Here is a 20,950-nt window from a genome sequence, read left to right on the forward strand (position 1 = left end):
CTGGTTGTGAACAACATGCGTGGCATCGTTAAAGTCGCAGCCGTCAAGGCTCCAGGCTTCGGCGACCGTCGCAAGGCCATGCTGCAGGACATCGCTGTTCTGACCGGCGGTACCGTTATCTCTGAAGAAATCGGCCTGAGCCTGGAAGCAGCAACCCTGGAAAACCTGGGTAGCGCTAAAAAGGTCAGCATCTCCAAGGAAAACACCATCATCGTTGACGGTGCTGGCGTTGAAGCAGACATCCAGGCGCGCATCACTCAGATCCGTGCCCAGGCTGCTGAAACTTCCTCGGACTACGACCGTGAAAAACTGCAAGAGCGTCTGGCCAAGCTGTCCGGCGGCGTTGCAGTGATCAAGGTTGGCGCTGGTTCCGAAGTAGAAATGAAAGAGAAGAAAGCCCGCGTTGAAGACGCCCTGCACGCAACCCGTGCAGCCGTTGAAGAAGGCGTGGTACCTGGCGGTGGCGTTGCGCTGATCCGCGCTCTGCAAACCCTGAACGACCTGAAAGGCGACAACGCTGATCAGGACGTCGGTATCGCTGTTCTGCGCCGCGCTGTTGAAGCACCGCTGCGTCAGATCGCTGCCAACAGCGGCGACGAGCCAAGTGTTGTGGTCAACGAAGTCAAGAACGGCACCGGTAACTTCGGTTACAACGCTGCGACTGGCGAATACGGCGACATGATCGAAATGGGCATCCTGGATCCGACCAAGGTGACTCGTTCCGCTCTGCAAGCTGCATCGTCGATCGGCGGTCTGATCCTGACCACCGAAGCTGCAGTAGCTGACGCGCCGAAGAAAGACGGCGCAGCTGGCGGCGGCATGCCAGACATGGGCGGCATGGGTGGCATGGGCGGCATGATGTAAGCCAGCCTTACCCCCGTAACGAAAAACCCCGCTGACGCGAGTCAGCGGGGTTTTTTATTGTCCTTCAAAAGATCACAGGCAAAAGATCGCAGCCTTCGGCAGCTCCTACAGGGGATCGCGAACATCTGTAGGAGCTGCCGAAGGCTGCGATCTTTTGATCTCCATTCAGGCACTGATTGGTTGTGTTTTGACGACTGCCTCAGCCCTCACCGCCGGGCGATACAGCACCCAGTAATACGACCCCAGACAAATCAGCCAGCAGAAAATCGCTGTCCACACGTTGTGTGAGAAGAAGTGCGCACCCTGCATCATCCGGCTGATCGAGAACACCGAACCCAAGGCAAAGGCAAAGATAAACGCCTGTTTGGCCAAACGCGGACGACGATCACGCAGCACGAAAAACAGCGCAAACAAGGTAAACCCGGTAGCCGCATGCCCACCCGGCCAGCAACGCCCCGGCTTGTCGGTCTGCGGACGGTGTTCCATGAGCTTGCTATAAGTCTCATGGCCACCAAACTGTTCAAGGCTCCACGGGCATTGCACTGCCGTCATGGCTTTGACCGGCGTGACAAACGAAGTCGCCAGACCCAACGACAGCACCAGACAGCCCAGTTCACGCTTGAACGGTTTCAGCCGCTCAATGAAAAACGCGCCAATGAAACCAAAGATCGCAAACACCGAAAACGCAATCACCACCTCCTTGGCTCGGTCATGCAGGATGTCTTCGAGAAAGTAACTGTGTCGCCCGATGAAATCACCCGCGACCGGGTCGTAAAACAGTTGAGCCAGGTACATGTCCAGATCGGTCAGTTCGAGCAGTACCAGAATGATCGCCGCAACAGCGGGTATTCCCAGGCACCACCAGAAATTCAGCGGCCGGGGAGCGGGGCGGGCAGAGGTCGACACCATGGGTAATTCCTTGGTCGGTAAGTGTGTTCTGAGGAGCGCAACCGCGGGGAGTCTGCGCGCGCTGGCGTCGCTGATTTGTTAATCGAAAGTGAAAAAAACGTTGGCGGCCACAATGAACGTTTTTCTCGCAAAACAACCCAACACACGCCTAGCCGTCAGCCACACTTGGCCGTAAGCTGCGCGGGCCAAGACGGCCATTACTGTGTACGGAAGAGGTGCCCATGCGAATTCTGGTGGTCGAAGACAACCGCGATATCCTCGCCAATCTGGCCGATTATCTAGGCCTCAAGGGCTATACCGTCGATTGCGCGCAGGACGGTCTGTCGGGCCTGCATCTGGCCGCGACCGAGCATTACGACCTGATTATTCTTGACATCATGTTGCCGGGCATCGACGGCTACACCCTGTGCAAGCGCCTGCGTGAAGATGCGCGCCGCGACACTCCGGTGATCATGCTCACCGCCCGCGATCAACTCGATGACCGTTTGCAGGGCTTCAAGTCCGGAGCCGACGATTACCTGATCAAGCCGTTCGCCTTGTCCGAACTGGCTGCGCGGGTCGAAGCGGTGATGCGCCGCGCGCAAGGTGGCGGACGCCGCGCGTTGCAGGTTGGCGAGCTGAATTACGACCTCGACACGCTGGAAGTGACCCGCGAAGGCAAACTGCTCAAGCTCAACCCGGTAGGCCTCAAGTTGCTCGCGGTATTGATGCAGAAGAGCCCGCACGTATTGCGTCGCGAAGTGCTTGAAGAAGCGCTGTGGGGCGACGACTGCCCGGACAGCGACAGCCTGCGCAGCCATGTGCACCAGTTGCGTCAAGTGATCGACAAACCGTTCGCCAAACCACTGCTGCATACCGTGCACGGCGTGGGTTACCGCCTGGCCGATGCGTAATGGAGTTTAGACAGAGCCTTTCGCAACGGATCATCATCGCTTTTGCATTGATGAGTGCGCTGGTGGCCGGCGCGTTTGCCATGGGCATTGTCGCCACGGTGCATCTTGTCGAGGAGAAACTGATTTCGGCGGGCCTGGGCGGCGACTTGCAGCGCTTGCTGTTGATGGACAACGTTTCGGACTGGAGCCATCGGCCTGAGCCGGATCAGTTGTTCTACTTCAGCGGCGGGCCGGGCGATTTCGAACTGCCTAAAGATCTGCGTCACCTTGATTCCGGTTTCCACGAAGTGTTCCGCGAGCAGCTGTCGTATCACGCGATGGTCGAGATCGTCGACGGTCGGCGTTATGTGCTGTTGCAGGATCAAAGTGATTTCGAAGAGCGCGAGCGCGTGCTGTTCGCCGTGGTGCTGGTGGGCTTTGTGCTCAGTCTGGCGCTGGCGGTGTTCCTCGGCTGGGTGCTCGCGCGCAAGGTAATGGCACCGGTGGTGCGCCTGGCGCGCCAGGTTCGCCATCGCGACCAATTACTTGGGCTGGCGCCACCGTTGGCGCCGGATTATGCCGCTGACGAAGTCGGGGAACTGGCGGTGGCATTTGACGCCACGCTGGGGCGCCTGCGTCAGGCCCTGACCCGTGAGCGGCTGTTTACCAGCGACGTCAGCCATGAGCTGCGCACGCCGTTGATGGTTCTGGCCAGTTCCTGTGAGCTTCTGCTGGAAAACCCGGCGATCGACGCACGCGGCCGTTCGCAGGTCGAGCGCATCGCCCGCGCCAGTGAAGAGATGCGCGAACTGGTGCAAACCTTCCTGATGCTCGCCCGCGCTCAGCGTGAAGACGCGGGTGCAGCGCCTCAGCAAAGCCTCTCGCAAGTCGCTGAAGGGTTACTGTGTGTGTGGCGTGAGCCGATTGAATCCAAGGGCTTGAGGTTGGATTTCGCCGCAGGACAACCAACGCAGACCCGTTTCAATGCGACCTTGCTCGGGGCGGTGATGGGCAACCTGCTGCGCAACGCCTGCCACTACACCGAAAAAGGTTTTATTCGCCTGACGCTGACCGGCAACGGCTTTATCGTCGAAGACTCCGGCGTGGGCATTCCGGAGGAAAAACGCGAGGCGATGTTTCAGCCTTTCGTGCGCGGGGCCGAGAAACGCGGCGAAGGTCTGGGACTCGGATTGTCGCTGGTGCAGCGCATCTGCGAGAACGAGGGCTGGAGCGTCAGTTTGAGCACGATGGAACCCAATGGCTGCCGCTTCGAAGTGGATCTTGGCAAACTTTGAAGCCCGTAGTGGCCCCGCGCTACTCCCGCTAACCTGTCTAAATCCTGTATAACTCTGAAATAGTTTGGCGGTTTACCCAACGAAATTTTCACAATTGGATGACCTGACACTGACACCCCCATCCCTAAGGTGGGGGCATCAGTAATTCAGGAGTCCTGGTGATGGCCGGCCCGATCAAGCTCGATTTTTCCGAAAAGTACGACGACAACCATGCGCAGAAATATCTGCACAAGCATCAAGCCAATCTGGGGCGCCGTTTGTCTCATTGGCGCGATGTTCAGTTGGCCCGCAAGGCGCTGACTTTGGCCGGCGAGCCGGGGCTGGTGCTGGATTTGCCCTGCGGTGCAGGCCGTTTCTGGCCGATGCTGGCGGAAAAGTCGAATCGGGTAATCATCGGTGCGGACAACTCCGAATCAATGATCAAGACCGCGATGCAGGCGCAACCGGCCGATGTGGTGAAACGGGTACAACCCTTGCACACCTCCGCGTTCGACATCGCTTTACCGGACAACGCCGTCGACAGCATTTTCTGCATGCGCTTGCTGCACCACATTGGTGAAGCTGAGCATCGGATGGCGATCCTGCGTGAATTCGAGCGTGTAACCCGTGACAGCGTGATTATTTCGCTGTGGGTGGATGGCAATTTCAAGTCCTGGAAGCGCAAGCGCTCCGAGGCAAAACGTGGGCAGGAAGGTTACCAGAACCGTTTTGTGTTACCGGCCGCTACGGTCGAGAAAGAATTCGAAGCCGCCGGTTTCCGCATTCAGGAACAATTGGATTTTATCCCGCTATATGCGATGTGGCGGGTCTACGTATTACGCAAGAGGTAGCAGGATGGCAGTGCAATTTGCAGCAGAGACGGACGTCGCTCCGCAGGATCGTTTCGACTACTACTGGAACCAGCAAGGCGAATGGGTAGAAGAACCCAATGTCCGCCGTGGTGGCCAAAGTGGTGTTCAGCGAGTCGTGGGGCGTGATGGTCAACTGCTGTATGCCAAGCGCCAGACCGGACACATTTATCGTAGCTGGCTGCACCCGTTTGGCCGTCCGACCGTATTGCGTGAGCTGGATGCCCTGACCGGCGTCAGCAAGCTCGGCGTGCGTGTGCCGGAGATCGTGTTCTGCGGTGCCCAGCCGGATCCGCAATACAAGTGGCGTGCGCTGCTGGTGACCAAATCCCTGGACGGCTTTGACGAGCTGGAAAAGTGGGAAGCCGCCGGTGGTCGTGCGCAGTACGGCGAAGTGGTGTATGAGCGCGTGCTCAAAGACCTCGCCGAGAACATGGCGCGCATGCACAAGGGCCGTTGGCAGCACAGCTGCATCTACATTAAACACGTTTTTGTACGGGTAACCGGCGAAGGGGATTCGGCCAAGGTTGAAGTGGCCTTGATCGATCTGGAGAAGTGCCGTCAGCGTTTGACCGCCCATCGCGCCGCCTCCCATGACATGAAACAAATGCGCCGCCATTCGTCGTTCAGCGATGCTGACTGGAAGAAACTCGTCTACTTTTACGAGACGGCGTTTGGCAGCGCTATCAAAGGTTTATAGCGATGAAACTCGAAATTGCACGAGGTTTGTTTCTGGTTGGCGCCTTGGCAGTTGCTTCATTGGCGGTGGCTGCCTGGGAGCAGCCACGCATGCAGGTCATCGGTGCGTCCGTAGAGGGCGAGCACTGCGCAATACCACGGGTGGCGAAAGCCTCCGTGGCGACCAAACCCGACCATGATTTATTGCTGTTCATGTTCGGGATGGCACAGGGAATGAGGCCGCAAAGTTGAACCGATTGAAGCCAAAATAAAAGGCCTCGCAGATGCGAGGCCTTTTTTTTGAGAATCAAAAGATCGCAGCCTTCGGCAGCTCCTACAGAAGATGCATTCCAATGTAGGAGCTGCCGAAGGCTGCGATCTTTTGATCTTAAGCTTTGTCAGGTTTTGCCAGCAGGGTGTAGATGCATGGCAATACAAACAAGGTAAACAGCGTGCCGATCGACATCCCCGTCGCGATCACCATGCCGATATCGAACCGGCTGACCGCGCCCGCACCGGTCGCCAGAATCAGCGGCACCATGCCAAACACCATCGCCGCGGTGGTCATCAGCACAGGGCGCAAACGAATCGCCGCCGCTTCCTCCACCGCCTCGCGCGCGGTCAGGCCTTTGTCCTTGCGTAACTGGTTGGCGAATTCGACGATCAAGATCCCGTGTTTACTGATCAGACCGATCAGCGTCACCAACCCGACCTGGGTATAGATGTTCATGCTCGACCAGCCGAGGAACAGCGGAATCAAAGCTCCGCAGATCGACAAAGGCACCGTCACCAGAATCACCAGCGGATCGCGGAAACTCTCGAACTGCGCGGCCAACACCAGAAAAATGATCGCCAGCGCCAAGGCAAACGTCACCCACAACGCGCTGCCTTCCTGCACGAACTGCCGCGAAGCGCCGCCATAGTCAAAGGCAAACCCGGCCGGCGCTTCTTCGCGGGCGATCTGTAACACGGTGTCGATGGCTTCACCCATGCTGACCAGCGGGAAACCGGAAATTTTCGCTGCGTTGAGTTGCTGGAACTGGTTGAGTTGTCGCGGTCGCGCACGATCGGTGACTTTGATCAATGTCGACAGCGGCAACAGCTCGCCCTGGGTGTTCTTCACGTAATAGTTGTTCAGCCAGTCCGGGTTATCGCGATACGGCCGTTCAACCTGCGCGATGACCTTGTAGCTGCGCCCTTCAATGGTGAAGCGATTGATTTCCGCCTCGCCCAGCAGCGTCGCCAGCGTGCTGCCCAAATCGAGCATCGACACGCCCATCTGCGCGGCTTTGGCGCGGTCGATGTCGACCACCACTTCCGGTTTGTCGAACGCCAGATCAAGGTCGACGAAGGCGAACTTGCCCGACTCCATCGCGCGTTTCTTGATCCGGTCAGCCACCTGCAGCAGTAACTCGTAATCGTTGGCCGTATTGATCACGAATTCAAACGGCAAGCCTTCGCCGGTGCCAGGCAAGGAGGGCAGGTTGAAGCCGAAAATCTGCAGGCCCGGAATGCCTTCGAGTTTGCCCTGCACCTCGGGAAGAATTTCCATCTGCGTGCGGCTGCGCTCGTTCCACGGTTTCAGCAGGAAACCGCCGATGCCCGCCTGCACGCCGTTGTAGCCGTTGATCTGGAACGAAGAGTAGTACTCCGGAAATTCCTTGAAGATCTTGATGAATTCGTCGGTGTAAGTGCTCAGGTAATCGAGGTTGGTCGGTTGCGGCGCGTTGGCCATCATGAAAATGATGCCTTGGTCTTCGTCCGGCGCCAGCTCCGATTTGGTGAACTTGAGGAACACCGGAATCAGGCACAGCACGATCACCGCAAACACCAGCACCACCGGCCGCGTGTTCAGCGTGCCGTGCAGCGTGCGCTGGTAGCGGCGCTTGAGGCCGTCGAAGATGCGGTCGAGACGATGGGCGAGGCCGCTGGGGTTTTGTTCGTGGCGCAGCAGATAGGCGCACATCATCGGCGACAGGGTCAGGGCGACGACCCCCGAAATCACCACCGCCCCAGCCAGCGTCAGCGCGAACTCCTTGAACAACGCGCCAGTGAGGCCGGTGAGAAAACCGATCGGCGCATACACCGCCGCCAGGGTGATGGTCATCGACACCACCGGCATGGCGATCTCCCGGGCGCCTTCGAGGGCCGCGTCGAACGGCGTTTTGCCTTCCTCGATGTGCCGGTGAATGTTCTCCACCACGACAATCGCATCGTCGACCACCAGGCCAATCGCCAACACCATCGCCAGCAGCGTCAACAGGTTGATCGAGTAACCCATCATCTGCATGAAAAACATCACGCCGATCATCGACAGCGGAATGGTCACCACCGGGATCACCACCGAACGCAGTGCGCCGAGGAACAGGAACACCACCACAATGACGATCAACACCGCTTCGAACAGGGTTTTCACCACTTCGTCGATGGAGGCCTGAATAAACAGCGTGGCGTCGTAGGCGATCTCGCTTTTCAGGTTTGGCGGAAGTTGCGCTTCCAGTTCCGGCATCAGCTTGCGCACTTCCTTGATCACATCCAGCGGGTTGGCCCCCGGCGTGGCTTTGATGCCGATATACACCGACGGCGTGCCACCGAACGAGCTGATTGAGTCGTAGTTTTCCGCGCCCATTTCCACCCGCGCGACATCGCTGAGCAGCACGCGGCTGTCGCCACTGACTTTGAGCGGAATCGCGGAAAACGCTTCGGCGGACTTCAGTTCGGTGTTGGCGTTGATGCTGGTGACCACGTACTCGCCTTTCACTTCGCCGGCGGCGGAGAGGAAGTTGTACTGGCGCACGGCGTTGGTCACGTCGGCGGCGCTGAGGCCGAACCCGGCGAGCTTCACCGGGTCGAGCCACAGGCGCATGGCGAACACCTGATTGCCGAGAATCTCCGCTTCGGCCATGCCCGGCAGGGTCGCCAGTTTCGGCTGGATCACCCGCGACAGGTAGTCGGTGATCTGCGGGTTGCTCAAATCCTTGCTGAAAAAGCTGATGTACATCAGCGCCGAAGCGTCGGCAGATTCCTTGCTCAGCACCGGGTCTTCGGCGTCTTGCGGCAGCTTGTTTTTCACCTCGTTGGCCTTGGCCAGCAACTCGGTGAACAAGCGGTCGGTGTTCGAGCCAATGCGCGCGTAGATCGAGATCACCGAGAAGTTCTGCCGACTGACCGAGGTCATGTAATCGATGCCCTCGGCGCTGGCCAGGCTCTGTTGCATCGGCTGGGTGATGTAGCCCTGAATGGTTTCGGCGTTGGCCCCGGGGTAGGCTGTGGTCACCGTGATCAGGGCGTTTTCCATTTGCGGGTATTGGCGCAGCGGCAACTTGCTCCAGGCCTGGAAGCCGAGCAACACAATCAACAGGCTGACCACGGTGGCGAGCACCGGGCGGCGGATGAACGGATCGGTAAAAGCCATGGGGATTCCTTGATCAGTCGGCGCGAGGCGGACTGTTCTGCTCGCCGAGGGTCTTGTCGTCGCTGATGGCGATGCGTGCACCGTTGTCCAGTTTGATCTGGCCAGCCGTCACCACTTGTTCGCCGCTCTGCACGCCCTTGTTGATCATCACCAGGCCATCACGGCGCTCACCGGTTTCGATGAAACGCCGCTCGGCGATCAGTACTGGTTGGCCCTTGTCATCCTTTTCGACGGTGCCGTCCTCGGCTTTCTTCTGCCCGACCACGTAGATCGAGTTGCCGTAGAGGGTGTAGGTGATCGCGCTTTCCGGCACCACGATGTGTTTTTGCGGATCGGGCAACAACACCTCAAGGCTGGTGAACATGCCCGGCAATAATTTGCCGTCCGGGTTGGCCAGGGTCGCGCGGATCAGAATGTTGCGCGTGGTACTTTCAACGATCGGGTTGATCGCGCTGATTTTGCCGGCGAAGTTTTGCCCCGGATAAGCCGAGACCGAGATTTGCACCGGTTGGCCGATCGCCAGTTTCGGCACCGATTGTTCGGGCAGGTAGAAGTCGGCGTAGAGGCTGCTCAAATCCTGCAACGTGGCGATCTTGGTGCCGCTGGCGAGGTAGTCGCCGATGTCGACCTGACGGATGCCGATGGTGCCGCTGAACGGCGCGAGGATGCGTTTTTTCGCCAGCGAGGCGTTGAGCTGATTGACCGTGGCTTTGTTCTTTTGCAGCACGGCGGAGAGGCGGTCGTACTCGCCTTTGGAGATGGCGCGGCTGTCGACCAGTTGCGCGCCACGGCCGAAGTCCAGTTGCGCGAGGCCCAGATCAGCCTTGGCGGTTTCCAGCAGGGCGGTTTCGACGGCGCTGTCGAGTTGCAGCAGCGGTTGCCCGGCTTTGACCTTTTGCCCGGATTCGAATTTGAGTTCGGTGACGGTGCCGGCGACTTCCAGGCTCAGCTCGACGCCTTGCAGCGCCTTGAGCGTGCCGACGGTGGGCAAGCGCATCTGCCACGGGCGCTCGGCGGCGGTGGCCACGGCAACGCTGATCGGCGGTTTCGGTTTGGAGAAGCCCTGGATCATTGTGTAGATCGAAAAGGCTTTGTAGCCGCCCAAGACCAGGACGATCAACAAGACAACACCCAACATGATCAGCATGCGGCGACGCAGCATATTTCCATTTCCTTGGATAAATCAGGTGAGACAGGCCCGAACATTACTCCGAGAGCGGCAGGGAATCCAACTGCCGACACAGCAAAAGATCGCAGCCTTCGGCAGCTCCTACAGGGGAATGCATTCCAAGGTAGGAGCTGCCGAAGGCTGCGATCTTTTGCGGTGGGTTCAGGCCATCAGGTGCAAATGGTTGTCCCAGAGCCCCGCCGGCAGTTCCAGCGGCTTGGCCAGCAGTTCATCCTGACGGCAATCGTAGTAGCGGCAACGGCCCTGACCAGACGTCACAACGAATCCATCCTGCACCGCACCGACACCCGCGCAATCCGGCAATGGTGCATCGAGGCGCACTTCGCCGCTGTCCAGATCCCAGATAAAGAAACGATTGCCACGCGGTGCCGTCAGTGCGACCAGACGCAACTCGCTGTGCACGGCAACACTGGCGGTGTAATGCCCCATCGACTGCAACTGATGCTCAGGCACCGGGAACGCCACAAATGGCTGCCCCGGACGCTTGATCGCCAGCAGTTCCGAACGCTCGTGCGACGCGCCCATGAATTGCTGACCGGCAACGATGGTGCCGTCACTGGCAATGCCCAAATGGCGCACGCTGTTCATCTGCTGGGCGAGGGTTTCCTTGCTCAGCAACGTACCGTCGCGTTGCATCAGCACCAGGCTCGGCTCCATGGCGCTGAGGTTCATGTCGACGCGACTTTCCGCTTCGGTACGAATCCCGCCGTTGGCCACCACCAGCGTCTCGCCGTCAGGCATCCACGACACTTGATGCGGGCCGAGGCCGTGGGTGGAAATCTCGCCGCTGTGCACCAGTCGCTCGCCTTCGAACTTGTACACACCGAGCAAACCACGGCCAGGATCGGTCGTGTCGTTTTCGGTGGCGTACAGGTACTCGCCGTCCTTGTGCACCACGGCATGCCCGTAGAAGTGCCGGTTCGGCTGCGAGGTCACCGTCTGCAACAACTTACCGTCACGCAGGTCGATCAGGTAACTCTCGGTACCCGGACGCCGCGCGACGAACAGCGCAATCGACTGCGTCGGGTGATTGATGATGTCGTGGCAACGCTGGCCGACTTCAGTGGCGAACACCCGCGTGCCGTCCAGCCGATAGCCGACGGCGTAGTGCTTGCCGTCGGTATCGTCGCGCGCCGACAGCAGCAGCGGGCTCTGATCCTTGCGTTTGAACAGCGTCCAGCCGCCCAGTGTCACTGCTCCCAGCAGCGTACTAGCTAAAGTCAGAGCCTGGCGTCGCAGCATGGCACTTGCCCTCATCAGTCACCGTCGTTGGCGTTAAAGCCCAGTTGGATGCCCAGCGCCTTGGCCAGTTCGCCTTCGTGCAGGCGATGGACGACGTTGAGGCTGTCGTAGATGTCGTTGAGTTGCTGACGACCGGCGTCGTCTTCGAGCATTTCGCCGAGCGAGCGCTGGGTGCTGTCGAACAGTTTCAGCGAGGCAGCGTAGGCAGCATCGATCTTGTCCGCCAACGGCTTTTGCTCAGCCGGCAACAGCCCACGCAGGCCTTTGTTGTCGACGCCTTCCCACACGGTTTTCGCGGCGGTGAGGCTGGCTTCCAGCGCGGTCAACGAAGACTGGCTGCGCCATGCATCGGCCTGGAACGGCTGTGGCACGCCTTTGCTCTGGCGGCCCATTGGCGTGCCGAGTTTTTTCTTCAGGGTGTCCAGCGCGGTGACTTGTACGCGCAGCAGATCGGCGATCGCTTCGTGGGAGTCGGCATAGCGCTGGTTAGGGAACTTGGACATCTGCGCGAGCATACCGTCGGTGTTGTTCCAGCTCTGCAAAATCTCTTCGGCCAGTTGCTTCTGACGCTCGCCGATGGCGATCAGCAGTGGGCAGTATTTGGCTTTCTGCTCGTCGTTGGCCACATCAGGTTTGGCGTCGAACAGGATGTACTCGTAAGCCGACAGACCCTGAACAACCACACTTGATTTGGCCAAAGCGGCAGCATCGATTTGTGGCTGAGCGACGACCAGTTGCTCGACCTGACGACCGACCAGGTTCTTCTTGTCCGGCCAGAACTGGACTTGCCAGGCGCGGTTGCCTTCAGCCAGCGGCCCGATCAGCAGCGGTTGCAACTCGGCCCAGGCTTTCTGCGCGTGCAGGAAGTCGGCGCGGGCGGTCTCCAGGGTTTCTTTGCCCTGGCAGTAGGCGAGGGCGCTGACCGCCAGTTGCTTGTCGGCTTCGACCCAACGGGTGTAGGTCGGCAGGATCACCGATTTGGCGATGGCCGCCGAGGTGACCGCTTGCGGATCCTGCGGCGAGCAGGCGCCGAGGGCGAGCGCGGCAAGGCTGGTGAACAGTAGCTTGGGACGGAACATGTCGGGCTCCCGATTCTTTTTCAGTGTTTAAAGTGAGTTCAAAAACGCCAGCAGCGCAGCACGCTGCTCGGCATTGAAAGATAAAACCTGTTGCTGCGCCGCCGTCGCTTCGCCGCCGTGCCAGAGCACCGCTTCGAGCAGATTGCGTGCGCGACCGTCATGCAAAAACTGCGTGTGACCGCTGACCGCTTGCGTCAGGCCAATCCCCCACAACGGCGGCGTGCGCCAGTCGCGGCCGGAGGCCTGGAATTCCGTGCGGTTGTCGGCCAGACCGTCGCCCATGTCATGCAGCAACAGATCGCTGTACGGGCGAATCACTTGATTGGCCAGTTCAGGTTCGGCGGCGTTGGCGGCGGTGGTGTATTTCGGCGTGTGGCACGAGTCGCAACCGGCCTGGAAAAACAGGTTCTTGCCGGCGATGACGTCGGCATCGTTAACGCCACGGCGTGCAGGCACCGCGAGGTTGCGGCTGTAGAACAGCACCAGACGCAGAATGTTGTCGCTGACTTCCGGTTCGCCGTCCGGGCCATTGCCGCTCGGCGCCTGTTTGCAGGCGGTTTGCGCGTCGGTGCAATCATCGAACGGTCTCAGGCTGGTCGTCAGGCCCATATCACCTGAAAACGCGTGAACATTCTGTTGATTGAGGTTCGGTTGTCCGGCTTTCCAGCCAAATCGGCCCATGACGGTTTTTTGCAGTTCGTCATCCCAGACCTGGTTTGGCCGGCCATTGATGCCGTTTTTTGCTTTGGCTTGTGCGACGGCGTTGGCGAGGATCGCTTCTTCGGGGATCGCTTCGAGCAAGCCGAGGCCGATCATCGGTGGGGCGACGCGTGCGGAAAAACGCGTGTCCGGGTGCATCGGGCCGTAGCCGAGTTGAGTGATCTGCAACAGCGGTTTGCGCAGTTCGACTTCGGTGCCGTCCTTGAAGCGTACCGGCACTGGCGTGTAATCGACACGCACCTTGCCTTCCGGGGTGACGCCGGGGATCGCCATGTCCTGAAACTGCCCGCCATACACCGGCTCCGGCACGATGCCGACCTGCTCGATGAGTTTGGCGTAGGCCGGCGCGTCAGGAATCGACAGGCGCACCAGCATCGACACGGCATTCGACGCACCGGGCATCGGCGGATGTCCGCGACCGTCCTTGATGTGGCAGTTCTGGCAGGCGTTGGTGTTGAACAGCGGGCCGAGGCCATCGCGGGCGGTGGTGGTCGCCGGGGCGATCACCCACGGATTGCGGAAAAAACTGTTGCCGACGCTGAAATCGACGCGGCGCGACGGCGGCAGATTGGCCGACGGCAGGGAAAACGCGTTCTGATCGGTCTTGCGCACAGTCGCCGCCCCGCCGGATCGCGCTTCACCGGGCTCAGCCTTGGTGAAACGCGGGGCGTCATCGCAGGCACTCAGGCCCAAGGCCATGAACAGTGCGAACAAGCGAAGAGGCAGCGAGGGCATCAGACATCCTGCGGACGAGCGAAAATAAAGGCGCAAAGTCTAACAGGGCGAGGGGGTTTGAATAAGAGGAATTATCGTTTGCTTGATTCAGCGCAAATGCAAAACCCCTGTAAGAGCTGCCGAAGGCTGCGATCTTTTGACCTTGCTTTTAAAAAGACAGATCAAAAGATCGCAGCCTTCGGCAGCTCCTACATGGGACTGTGAACATCAGGGATGAAAAAGGCGACCCGAAGGTCGCCTTTTTTTGATGCGGACGCTGTGATCAGAACTCGTGATCAGCATTGTCCGGGTTCAGGTCGCTGATGCCCAGTTTGCCGGCAGCGGCTTCGATCGAACCGGTCTGTTTGACCAAGGAGGCGATGGCGTCGCGAACGATCTGGTTGCCAGCGGTGTTACCGGCCGCGATCAACTGGTCGTAGTGCTCACCCTTGTTGGCGTGATCAACGATGACCTGCATCTTCGCTTCGGTGGCAGCCAGGTCGGCTTTCAGCGCGGTGTCGGCAGCCGGGTCGGCTTTGACCACCAGCGACGACAGGCTGGCGCCGGTCATCTTGGTGCCGTCAACGCGGGTGTATTCGCCCAGGTAAACGTTACGAATGCCCTTGGCATCGTAGAACTGCGAGTTGTGCGTGTTATCGCTGAAGCAGTCGTGTTCGTCTTCCGGCGAGTTGGCTTCCAGGGAAACCTTCATGCGCTCGCCCGCCAGTTCACCCAGCGACAGGCTGCCCATGCCGAACAACATTTTGCGCAGGCCGCTTTCGCCTGGCTCGGCTTCCAGCGTGGCGCGGTAGTTGTCAGCCACGTTCGGCTTCCAATTACCGACCATTTCTTCCAGATCGCTGACCAGCAGTTGGGTCACGGCTTTCAGGTAAGCGCGACGACGATCGTTATGACCGCCAGTGGCGCCGGCGCCTTCGAGGTAGTCGGAAGCCGGACGGTTGCCAGCGCCAGGGCCGGTGCCGTTCAAGTCCTGGCCCCACAGCAGGAATTCGATGGCGTGGTAGCCGGTGGCAACGTTGGCTTCGGAACCGCCCAGCTCATTGAGGCTGGCGAGTTTTTCCGGGGTGATCTCTTTGACATCGACCTTGTCTTCGCCGACCTGGATTTCAGTGTTGGCGATGATGTTGGCGGTCGCGCCCGGGTTACCCAGTGCGTGCTCGTAGGATTTGTCGACGTAGTCGATCAGACCCTCGTCCAGTGGCCAGGCGTTAACCTGACCTTCCCAATCGTCAATGATGGTGTTGCCGAAGCGGAACACTTCGCTCTGCAGGTAAGGAACGCGAGCAGCGATCCAGGCTTCGCGAGCAGCTTTCAGCGTGTCGGCGTTCGGCTTGGCGAGGAAAGCGTCGACGGCGGTTTGCAGGGTTTTCGCGGTAGATTCGGCATCGCTGTAAACGGCGAAGACCATGTCGGCGTAGTGCGCGACCACAGCCTTGGCGGCGGCTTCGTCGACTTTACCGGCAGCGGCAGGAGCAGCCGCAGGTGCGGTGGTGCTGGCGGCTGGAGTCGGCGTGGCCGGTGCGGCGGCCTTGTCTTTACCTTCGCCGCAACCGGCGAGGGAAATAGCGATGGCCAGCAGACTGGCGGTAGCCAGAGGCATACGAATCATGGCGAACATCCTGCTTCGGTGGTTTATGGGACAGGCGCGGGGGTGCGCAAAACTGCGACATAATGCAAATCTTTCGCATTATGTGTAAAGGGTTGTGGCTGGAAATATTTCTTATTTACGTAGATCAAAAGATCGCAGCCTCGTTTCACTCGACAGCTCCTACAGGGGAATGCGATTCATGTAGGAGCTGCCGCAGGCTGCGATCTTTTGCTTTATAGAATGGCCGCGTTACTGCGCTGCGCCTGTTTGAGGTAAACGCTCAACTCACGCGCCGGCAGCGGCTTGCTGTAGAAGTAACCCTGACCTTCGTGGCAACCTTCGGAAATGATGTAGCTTTCCTGTTCAGCGGTTTCCACGCCCTCGGCAATCACCTGCATGCCAAGGCTTTTGCCCAATTGAATGATCGCGCGAACGATGGTCGCATCGTCGTCGTCATCGAGCAGATCCTGGACGAAGCTCTTGTCGATCTTGATCTTGTCCAGCGGCAGACTTTTCAGATAACTCAGCGATGAATAACCGGTGCCGAAGTCGTCGATGGCGATCAGCGCACCGGAACGGCGCAGGCTCAGCAAGTGTTGCGCAGCAGTGCTGATGTCTTCCATCAGGCCGGTTTCGGTGACTTCCAGTTCCAGACTGCGCGGAGGCAAGCGGTACATCTGCAGCAGGTTGTTGACCACGCGCGGCAACTCGGCGTGGTGCAATTGCACGGTGGACAGGTTCACCGCCATGCGCAAGTCGGCGAAACCCTGATCGTGCCAGTCGCGCAATTGCTTGCAGGCCTGATCCAGTACCCACTCGCCAATCGCGATGATCGTGCCGTTCTGTTCCGCCAGTGGAATAAACAGATCCGGCGGCACCAGACCGTGTTCTGGATGCTGCCAGCGAATCAGCGCCTCGACGCCGACCACGCGGTGGTCGCGATAGCTGATCTGCGGCTGATAAACGAGGTAGAACTGATCGCGCAGCAAGGCATCGCGCAGGTCTTTTTCCAGCTCGCGGCGACGGCGCATCTCGCTGTCGACGCTGGCGATGTAGAACTGATAACGGTTGCGCGAGCGGGTTTTGGCCAGGGTCATGGTCTGCTCGGCTTTCTGCAACAGCTTTTCGGTGCTGTCGCCATCCTCCGGAAACAGCGTGATGCCGATGGTCGCGCGCAGACGGATTTCCTGATGGTCGAGGGCGAACGCCGCCTCGAGGTCATCAAGGATACTTTGCGCCAGTTCCGCCGCTTCGTAGGGTTGTTCGATATCGGCCTGCACCAGCGCGAACTGGTCGCCACCCAGACGGGCGAGGGCGCCGAGGCGACCGCTATGCGCGCGCAAGCGATCGGCCAGCGCCAGCAGCAGTTGGTCGCCGGTCTGGTAGCTGAATTGTTCGTTGATGCCTTTGAAATCGTCCAGTCCTACACACAGCACCGCAACGCGGCGTTGCAGCTTGCCGGCGTCGACCAGGATTTTGTCCAGTTGCTGCTGCAATTGCTGACGGTTCGGCAAACCCGTGAGGAAGTCGTACTGGGCCATGCGCAGCAGGCTGTTTTCCGCTTCGTGGCGCAGGTGAGTATTACGTTCGATCGATTCCAGTAACTGGTTAGCGGTGTTGATCCAGAGGCCCAGCTCGTTTTTCTCGTGGCCCTTGAGTTGCGGAATCTTGTGTTCGCTGGGGCGATCGGGGTTGATCTCGGTGAGGTGCTCGATGATCCGCGAGAGCGGTTTGGTCAGCAGCCAGTGATAGACCAGATACAGCACCAGACCCATGGCCAGTGCGCGCAACACGCCGGAGATGAAAATGATCACCGAACTGACGATAAAACCTTCGCCATAGGTGGCGGTGTCGAGGGTGATGCTCAAGTCGCCGTAATACTCGCTATAGGGCCCGCGCCCCACCAGTTGCGTGGTGAAGGTGCGCTCCTGACCGAGGATCAGGTCGGTCAGCCAACGGCTGTTGGAATGCTGCAAGTCGCGGGATTTCTGCGCGAGCATGGCTTCGTTGGGATGACCGATGGAGGCTTGGCGCACGGCGTCGTCCTGGAACAGGCCTTCGATCACCTGCATGCCCATTTCCCGATCGAGGCTGTAAACCGCCTGGGTCGAGGGGTCGCGGAACATGTCGAGGATGCGTTCGGCGTCGCCGGCAACCGCTTGACGTGTTTTATAGGCATCGAAAACGATCTGCGCGCAGCTCAAGACCACGCCGACGATCAATGCCGACAGGAGCACGACCCGGAGCAACTTCACCGACAAGCTGTTCTTGAGTTCCAGCTTCAAAGGGTTATTCCTTAATCCGTGCGGGTAGCGTCAAGTTGCCATGAGTATTGGCAATCCCGTGTTGGCAGTCAAAGGGACAATCGGGCCCCGAATGAATTACCCGTGGCGATGGCCGAAATGCTGCTCTGTGGCGTCTTCGCCCGATTAGTACTGTGTCGGTTGTATTGGCCCTCAACTTGAGCGCTGTCTGACAATTTTTCCTTTGATTGATGTTAGCCCTCTGCGCCACGGCAGCAAGCGGCGTGAGGCTGCATTTTCTGTGGGAGAAACGCCATTTTCACGTAGGAGCTGCCGAAGGCTGCGATCTTTTGATCTGAAATACCATCCGGCCAATGAGTCGCGGTCATCAAGGGCTCGATTTCCCCACAGTTCAGCGAGTCTCTCCCGCCAAAGAAAAGTCGGAATTTCCCTACGCACAATGCGGAATCGGCCTGCATCCGTGCTTGAGTTCGCTCGTCAAAGTCCGCTGTTTTGCAGAACAGTGCACGGACGTGACCAGACTTATCCCTCAACGCGAACTCCACGGCCAGCAGGTACTCGACACCCATCAAGCCATGGACATCTTTCGAGAGGCACTCAACCGCCCAGATGAATTGCCGGGCTTCGACAATCTGCTCAATGCAATGAATCTCAATCATTCCAATTACCTGCAAGGCGCCAACCAGAGAAAACTCGGCGAAGCCATCAGTAATGGTGAGTGGGTTGTGGTGAAACCACGTGTTGTCGCGAATAACAGCGGTGCTTCCTGGAACGCCTTCAAACCCAAATCAGAACCACCACCCGCCGAGCATCTGGTGGAAGACCACGCCTACACCTTGCCGCCACCGGCTGAGTCGGGCTTTCACATTGTCCAGAAGCCCATGAGCCGCGAAGCGCTGGAGCGAGCGCTGTATGAAACGACGCCTGGCGATGCATTGCGCCGCGAGTTCCGTTCGCTAAACCGTCATTTAAGTGAACAGGTCAAACCGGGGCAAATGGTCATCTTCAGTGACTCGCGCAACTACATGTGCCGACGCGAAGAGGCGCAGATGATGGCGGCAGCGGAGAAGGTGAATGAAGCGCTGAAGGATCTGACGGATGAAGAAGCTTCTTTCATGGTTGAGCATCATCAGGTGATTGAGCCGTTTTTGGGTGTTTCTTCCGGAGCATTGGGCGTTGCATCGTTCATGGTGGGGCAGCACATGGAAACGCTCAATAACACGCTTAAAGAACTGGAGCGCTTACACATCGAGCAATACCGCCAGTATGGCAATCTCCATTCCGTGGGTTTTTTTGCGCAACGCAAAAGGCTGATGAAGAAGCTTGATGTCGGTTTGGGGACGTTGGTTCGAAAGACAACAGGCATTCCGAATCACCCGAAGCTTAAACGCGCACTAGGGTTGTCCACGCAAAGAATCGTGCACAACTGGAACAAAGCTGGAGCACCAACTCAACTGCCGGGGTATGCGACACATATTGAAGGCGTGGCGCGTGCATCGAAATACATGAAAGCCGGTGGTTATGTAGCAATTGGTCTGGGAGCTGGATCTGCGGCGATGAAAATTCACGAAGCGTGCCGAAGCGGGCGCGAAGAGGAATGTCGCAGGGCGAGATTCATAGAGGGAGCGAAGCTGTCTGGAAACGTTCTAGGCGGAATACTAGCGGGCAAGTTAGCGACAACCATTGCTCCGATGACATGTGTCGCGATAGGCGTAGGAACCGCCGGAGCAGGAGGAGTCGCTTGCATGTTGATTGTAAGTGGCATGCTCGCAGCGCAAATAGGAGATGGGGGTAGCCAGACAGGGGAACTTCTTGGCGAAAAACTATACGAGATGAACGAATAATGACCTTCTACCGAATTTTAAGCTTGCCCACCACTTCACCTCTTAAATTGAGCCAGGTACTTCTTGCTAAAGGGTCCTGGATGTTGGGAATCAACGTTAAGGATCCATCGTGATCGCCCCACATTTTGATCTCGTCTATCTCTATTCATGGGCCGTGGTACTTCTGCTTTTCTTCCTCAGCGGGGCATTCGTGTTGTTCGCCGCCTATTTCCGGCTGGATCAGATGGAAGACCATTTCATTGCCTCCCACATTGTGGGCATTAATAGCAGAATATTTGGAAACGGCCCATTTGGGCGAATGAGAAGAGTCAGAGAAATAGGGACATTGACGGGCCGTTTGACCCATTTTCAAATGCTGGATCCGCATGCAGTCATGGAAGCAGAAATTATCCCGGAGCATCTGAAAAAGTGGGTGAGAATTCCAGACTACCTCTTCCAGCTGAGTGTGATCGGTGGCGGGTTACTCTTGCTTTGGTTGAGTACTGGTTGGATATGCGTGACTCTTTCCAGACCAGCGAGTGATCTGCAATTAATCGGTGTTGCCGGGTTAATTGCCTGTTTTTCCTTGGGCCTGATCGCTGTATTTGCAAAAGTATGGATCAGCTTTTTCAGACTGGCGCAGCTTGAGTCTCTCCTGAAAACATCGTACTTCGTCGCTCGCAATCAACGAGTGTTGGGAAACGGCGTCTACGGTCGCTACTGTCGTTTGTCTCACATCTCACAGATGCTTTTAATCGACGATGATTTTTTGTCAAAAAGTGATCCCTATGCGATGGATGAGATCGCTGCTTTCCCCTCGCATCTACGACGCCTGGTTGTTATTCCTGCGCAAATAATTGCTTATTCTTTTCTTGGATTTTTGGTCATCCACCTCGGTGGGAAAACTTTTGGAGTATTTGCCTGATACTGCTGCCGCAAATCACAGGCATAAAAAAACCCGGCCGAAGCCGGGTTTTTTGACTGGCGCGCAGCTTAAGCGGTGAAGGTTTTGCCTTCGAACTGCTCAGCAACGAACTTCCAGTTGACCAAGTTCCAGAACGCTTCGACGTACTTAGGACGAACGTTGCGGTAGTCGATGTAGTAAGCGTGTTCCCAGACGTCGCAGGTCAGCAGCGGGGTGTCGCCGCTGGTCAGCGGGTTGCCGGCGCCGATGGTGCTGGCCAGAGCCAGGGAACCGTCAGCCTTTTTCACCAGCCAGCCCCAGCCGGAACCGAAGGTGCCGATCGAGGTTTTGCTGAACTCTTCTTTGAACTTGTCGAACGAACCGAAGGCTGCGTTGATGGCTTCAGCCAGCGCGCCGGTTGGTTGACCGCCGGCGTTTGGTGCCAGGCAGTTCCAGTAGAAAGTGTGGTTCCAGACCTGAGCGGCGTTGTTGAAGATACCGCCCGAGGAAGTCTTGACGATTTCT

17 protein-coding genes are annotated in these 20,950 nt (G+C 58.4%); 8 read left to right on the forward strand and 9 right to left on the reverse strand.

Annotated elements, in window-relative coordinates; genetic code table 11:
• On the forward strand, nt 1-864 hold an 864-nt coding region (groEL, locus tag ACIOMO_RS20185; RefSeq protein ID WP_401243168.1), incomplete at its 5' end, for a chaperonin GroEL.
• Between the two features lie 165 nt (nt 865-1,029).
• Here groEL and ACIOMO_RS20190 read toward each other — a convergent pair.
• Nucleotides 1,030-1,773, reverse strand: a complete 744-nt coding sequence (locus ACIOMO_RS20190) for a phosphatase PAP2 family protein (RefSeq protein ID WP_401243171.1) — start codon at nt 1,771-1,773, stop codon at nt 1,030-1,032.
• A gap of 221 nt (nt 1,774-1,994) precedes the next feature.
• On the opposite strand from ACIOMO_RS20190, the gene ACIOMO_RS20195 reads away from it, so the two are divergent.
• The 5 genes from ACIOMO_RS20195 to ACIOMO_RS20215 all read left to right on the forward strand — a co-directional run bounded on the left by ACIOMO_RS20195 (nt 1,995) and on the right by ACIOMO_RS20215 (nt 5,718).
• Nucleotides 1,995-2,666, forward strand: a complete 672-nt coding sequence (locus tag ACIOMO_RS20195) for a response regulator transcription factor (RefSeq protein ID WP_053123379.1) — start codon at nt 1,995-1,997, stop codon at nt 2,664-2,666.
• Nucleotides 2,666-3,940 (forward strand): HAMP domain-containing sensor histidine kinase, encoded by a 1,275-nt coding sequence (locus ACIOMO_RS20200; protein ID WP_053123377.1) that lies wholly within the window; start codon nt 2,666-2,668, stop codon nt 3,938-3,940. The genes ACIOMO_RS20195 and ACIOMO_RS20200 overlap by 1 nt, the downstream gene beginning before the upstream one ends.
• A 161-nt stretch (nt 3,941-4,101) precedes the next feature.
• Nucleotides 4,102-4,770, forward strand: coding sequence for a class I SAM-dependent methyltransferase (locus ACIOMO_RS20205; protein WP_053123376.1), 669 nt, complete (start codon nt 4,102-4,104; stop codon nt 4,768-4,770).
• Nucleotides 4,771-4,774: 4 nt separating this feature from the next.
• On the forward strand, nt 4,775-5,488 hold the full coding sequence (locus ACIOMO_RS20210) for a lipopolysaccharide kinase InaA family protein (RefSeq protein WP_401243176.1): 714 nt from the start codon (nt 4,775-4,777) through the stop codon (nt 5,486-5,488).
• A 2-nt stretch (nt 5,489-5,490) separates the two neighbouring features.
• Nucleotides 5,491-5,718, forward strand: coding sequence for a hypothetical protein (locus ACIOMO_RS20215; RefSeq protein ID WP_053123372.1), 228 nt, complete (start codon nt 5,491-5,493; stop codon nt 5,716-5,718).
• Between the two features lie 136 nt (nt 5,719-5,854).
• On the opposite strand, the gene ACIOMO_RS20220 is transcribed toward ACIOMO_RS20215, so the two are convergent.
• The 7 genes from ACIOMO_RS20220 to ACIOMO_RS20250 all read right to left on the reverse strand — a co-directional run bounded on the left by ACIOMO_RS20220 (nt 5,855) and on the right by ACIOMO_RS20250 (nt 17,719).
• Nucleotides 5,855-8,881, reverse strand: coding sequence for a multidrug efflux RND transporter permease subunit (locus ACIOMO_RS20220; protein WP_401243179.1), 3,027 nt, complete (start codon nt 8,879-8,881; stop codon nt 5,855-5,857).
• 13 nt (nt 8,882-8,894) lie between these two features.
• The gene (locus tag ACIOMO_RS20225; RefSeq protein ID WP_159812575.1) at nt 8,895-10,043 is read right to left on the reverse strand and encodes an efflux RND transporter periplasmic adaptor subunit; all 1,149 of its coding nucleotides are present in this window, start codon (nt 10,041-10,043) and stop codon (nt 8,895-8,897) included.
• A 168-nt stretch (nt 10,044-10,211) separates the two neighbouring features.
• Complete coding sequence (locus tag ACIOMO_RS20230) at nt 10,212-11,312, reverse strand: DUF1513 domain-containing protein (protein WP_401243183.1); 1,101 nt, start codon at nt 11,310-11,312, stop codon at nt 10,212-10,214.
• 14 nt (nt 11,313-11,326) lie between these two features.
• Nucleotides 11,327-12,391, reverse strand: a complete 1,065-nt coding sequence (locus ACIOMO_RS20235; RefSeq protein WP_053123364.1) for an imelysin family protein — start codon at nt 12,389-12,391, stop codon at nt 11,327-11,329.
• A gap of 27 nt (nt 12,392-12,418) precedes the next feature.
• Nucleotides 12,419-13,846: a di-heme oxidoredictase family protein gene (locus tag ACIOMO_RS20240; protein ID WP_401243187.1), complete on the reverse strand. Its 1,428-nt coding sequence runs from the start codon at nt 13,844-13,846 to the stop codon at nt 12,419-12,421.
• A 262-nt stretch (nt 13,847-14,108) separates the two neighbouring features.
• Complete coding sequence (locus tag ACIOMO_RS20245; RefSeq protein ID WP_401243190.1) at nt 14,109-15,455, reverse strand: imelysin family protein; 1,347 nt, start codon at nt 15,453-15,455, stop codon at nt 14,109-14,111.
• A 212-nt stretch (nt 15,456-15,667) separates the two neighbouring features.
• A complete protein-coding gene (locus ACIOMO_RS20250; RefSeq protein WP_053123358.1) occupies nt 15,668-17,719 on the reverse strand; it encodes a bifunctional diguanylate cyclase/phosphodiesterase in 2,052 nt (683 codons plus the stop codon).
• A 491-nt stretch (nt 17,720-18,210) separates the two neighbouring features.
• Between ACIOMO_RS20250 and ACIOMO_RS20255 the strand changes: the two genes are divergently transcribed.
• Nucleotides 18,211-19,542: a hypothetical protein gene (locus tag ACIOMO_RS20255; protein WP_401243193.1), complete on the forward strand. Its 1,332-nt coding sequence runs from the start codon at nt 18,211-18,213 to the stop codon at nt 19,540-19,542.
• A 109-nt stretch (nt 19,543-19,651) separates the two neighbouring features.
• Entirely contained in the window at nt 19,652-20,446 is a 795-nt protein-coding gene (locus ACIOMO_RS20260) for a hypothetical protein (protein ID WP_282358266.1), read from the forward strand.
• 68 nt (nt 20,447-20,514) lie between these two features.
• Here the strand turns inward: ACIOMO_RS20260 and ACIOMO_RS20265 are convergent.
• The coding region (locus ACIOMO_RS20265; protein WP_401243196.1) for a superoxide dismutase at nt 20,515-20,950 on the reverse strand (436 nt) is incomplete at its 5' end.

The sequence above is a fragment of the Pseudomonas sp. NPDC087804 genome (assembly GCF_044742965.1).
Lineage (GTDB): Bacteria > Pseudomonadota > Gammaproteobacteria > Pseudomonadales > Pseudomonadaceae > Aquipseudomonas > Aquipseudomonas rustica.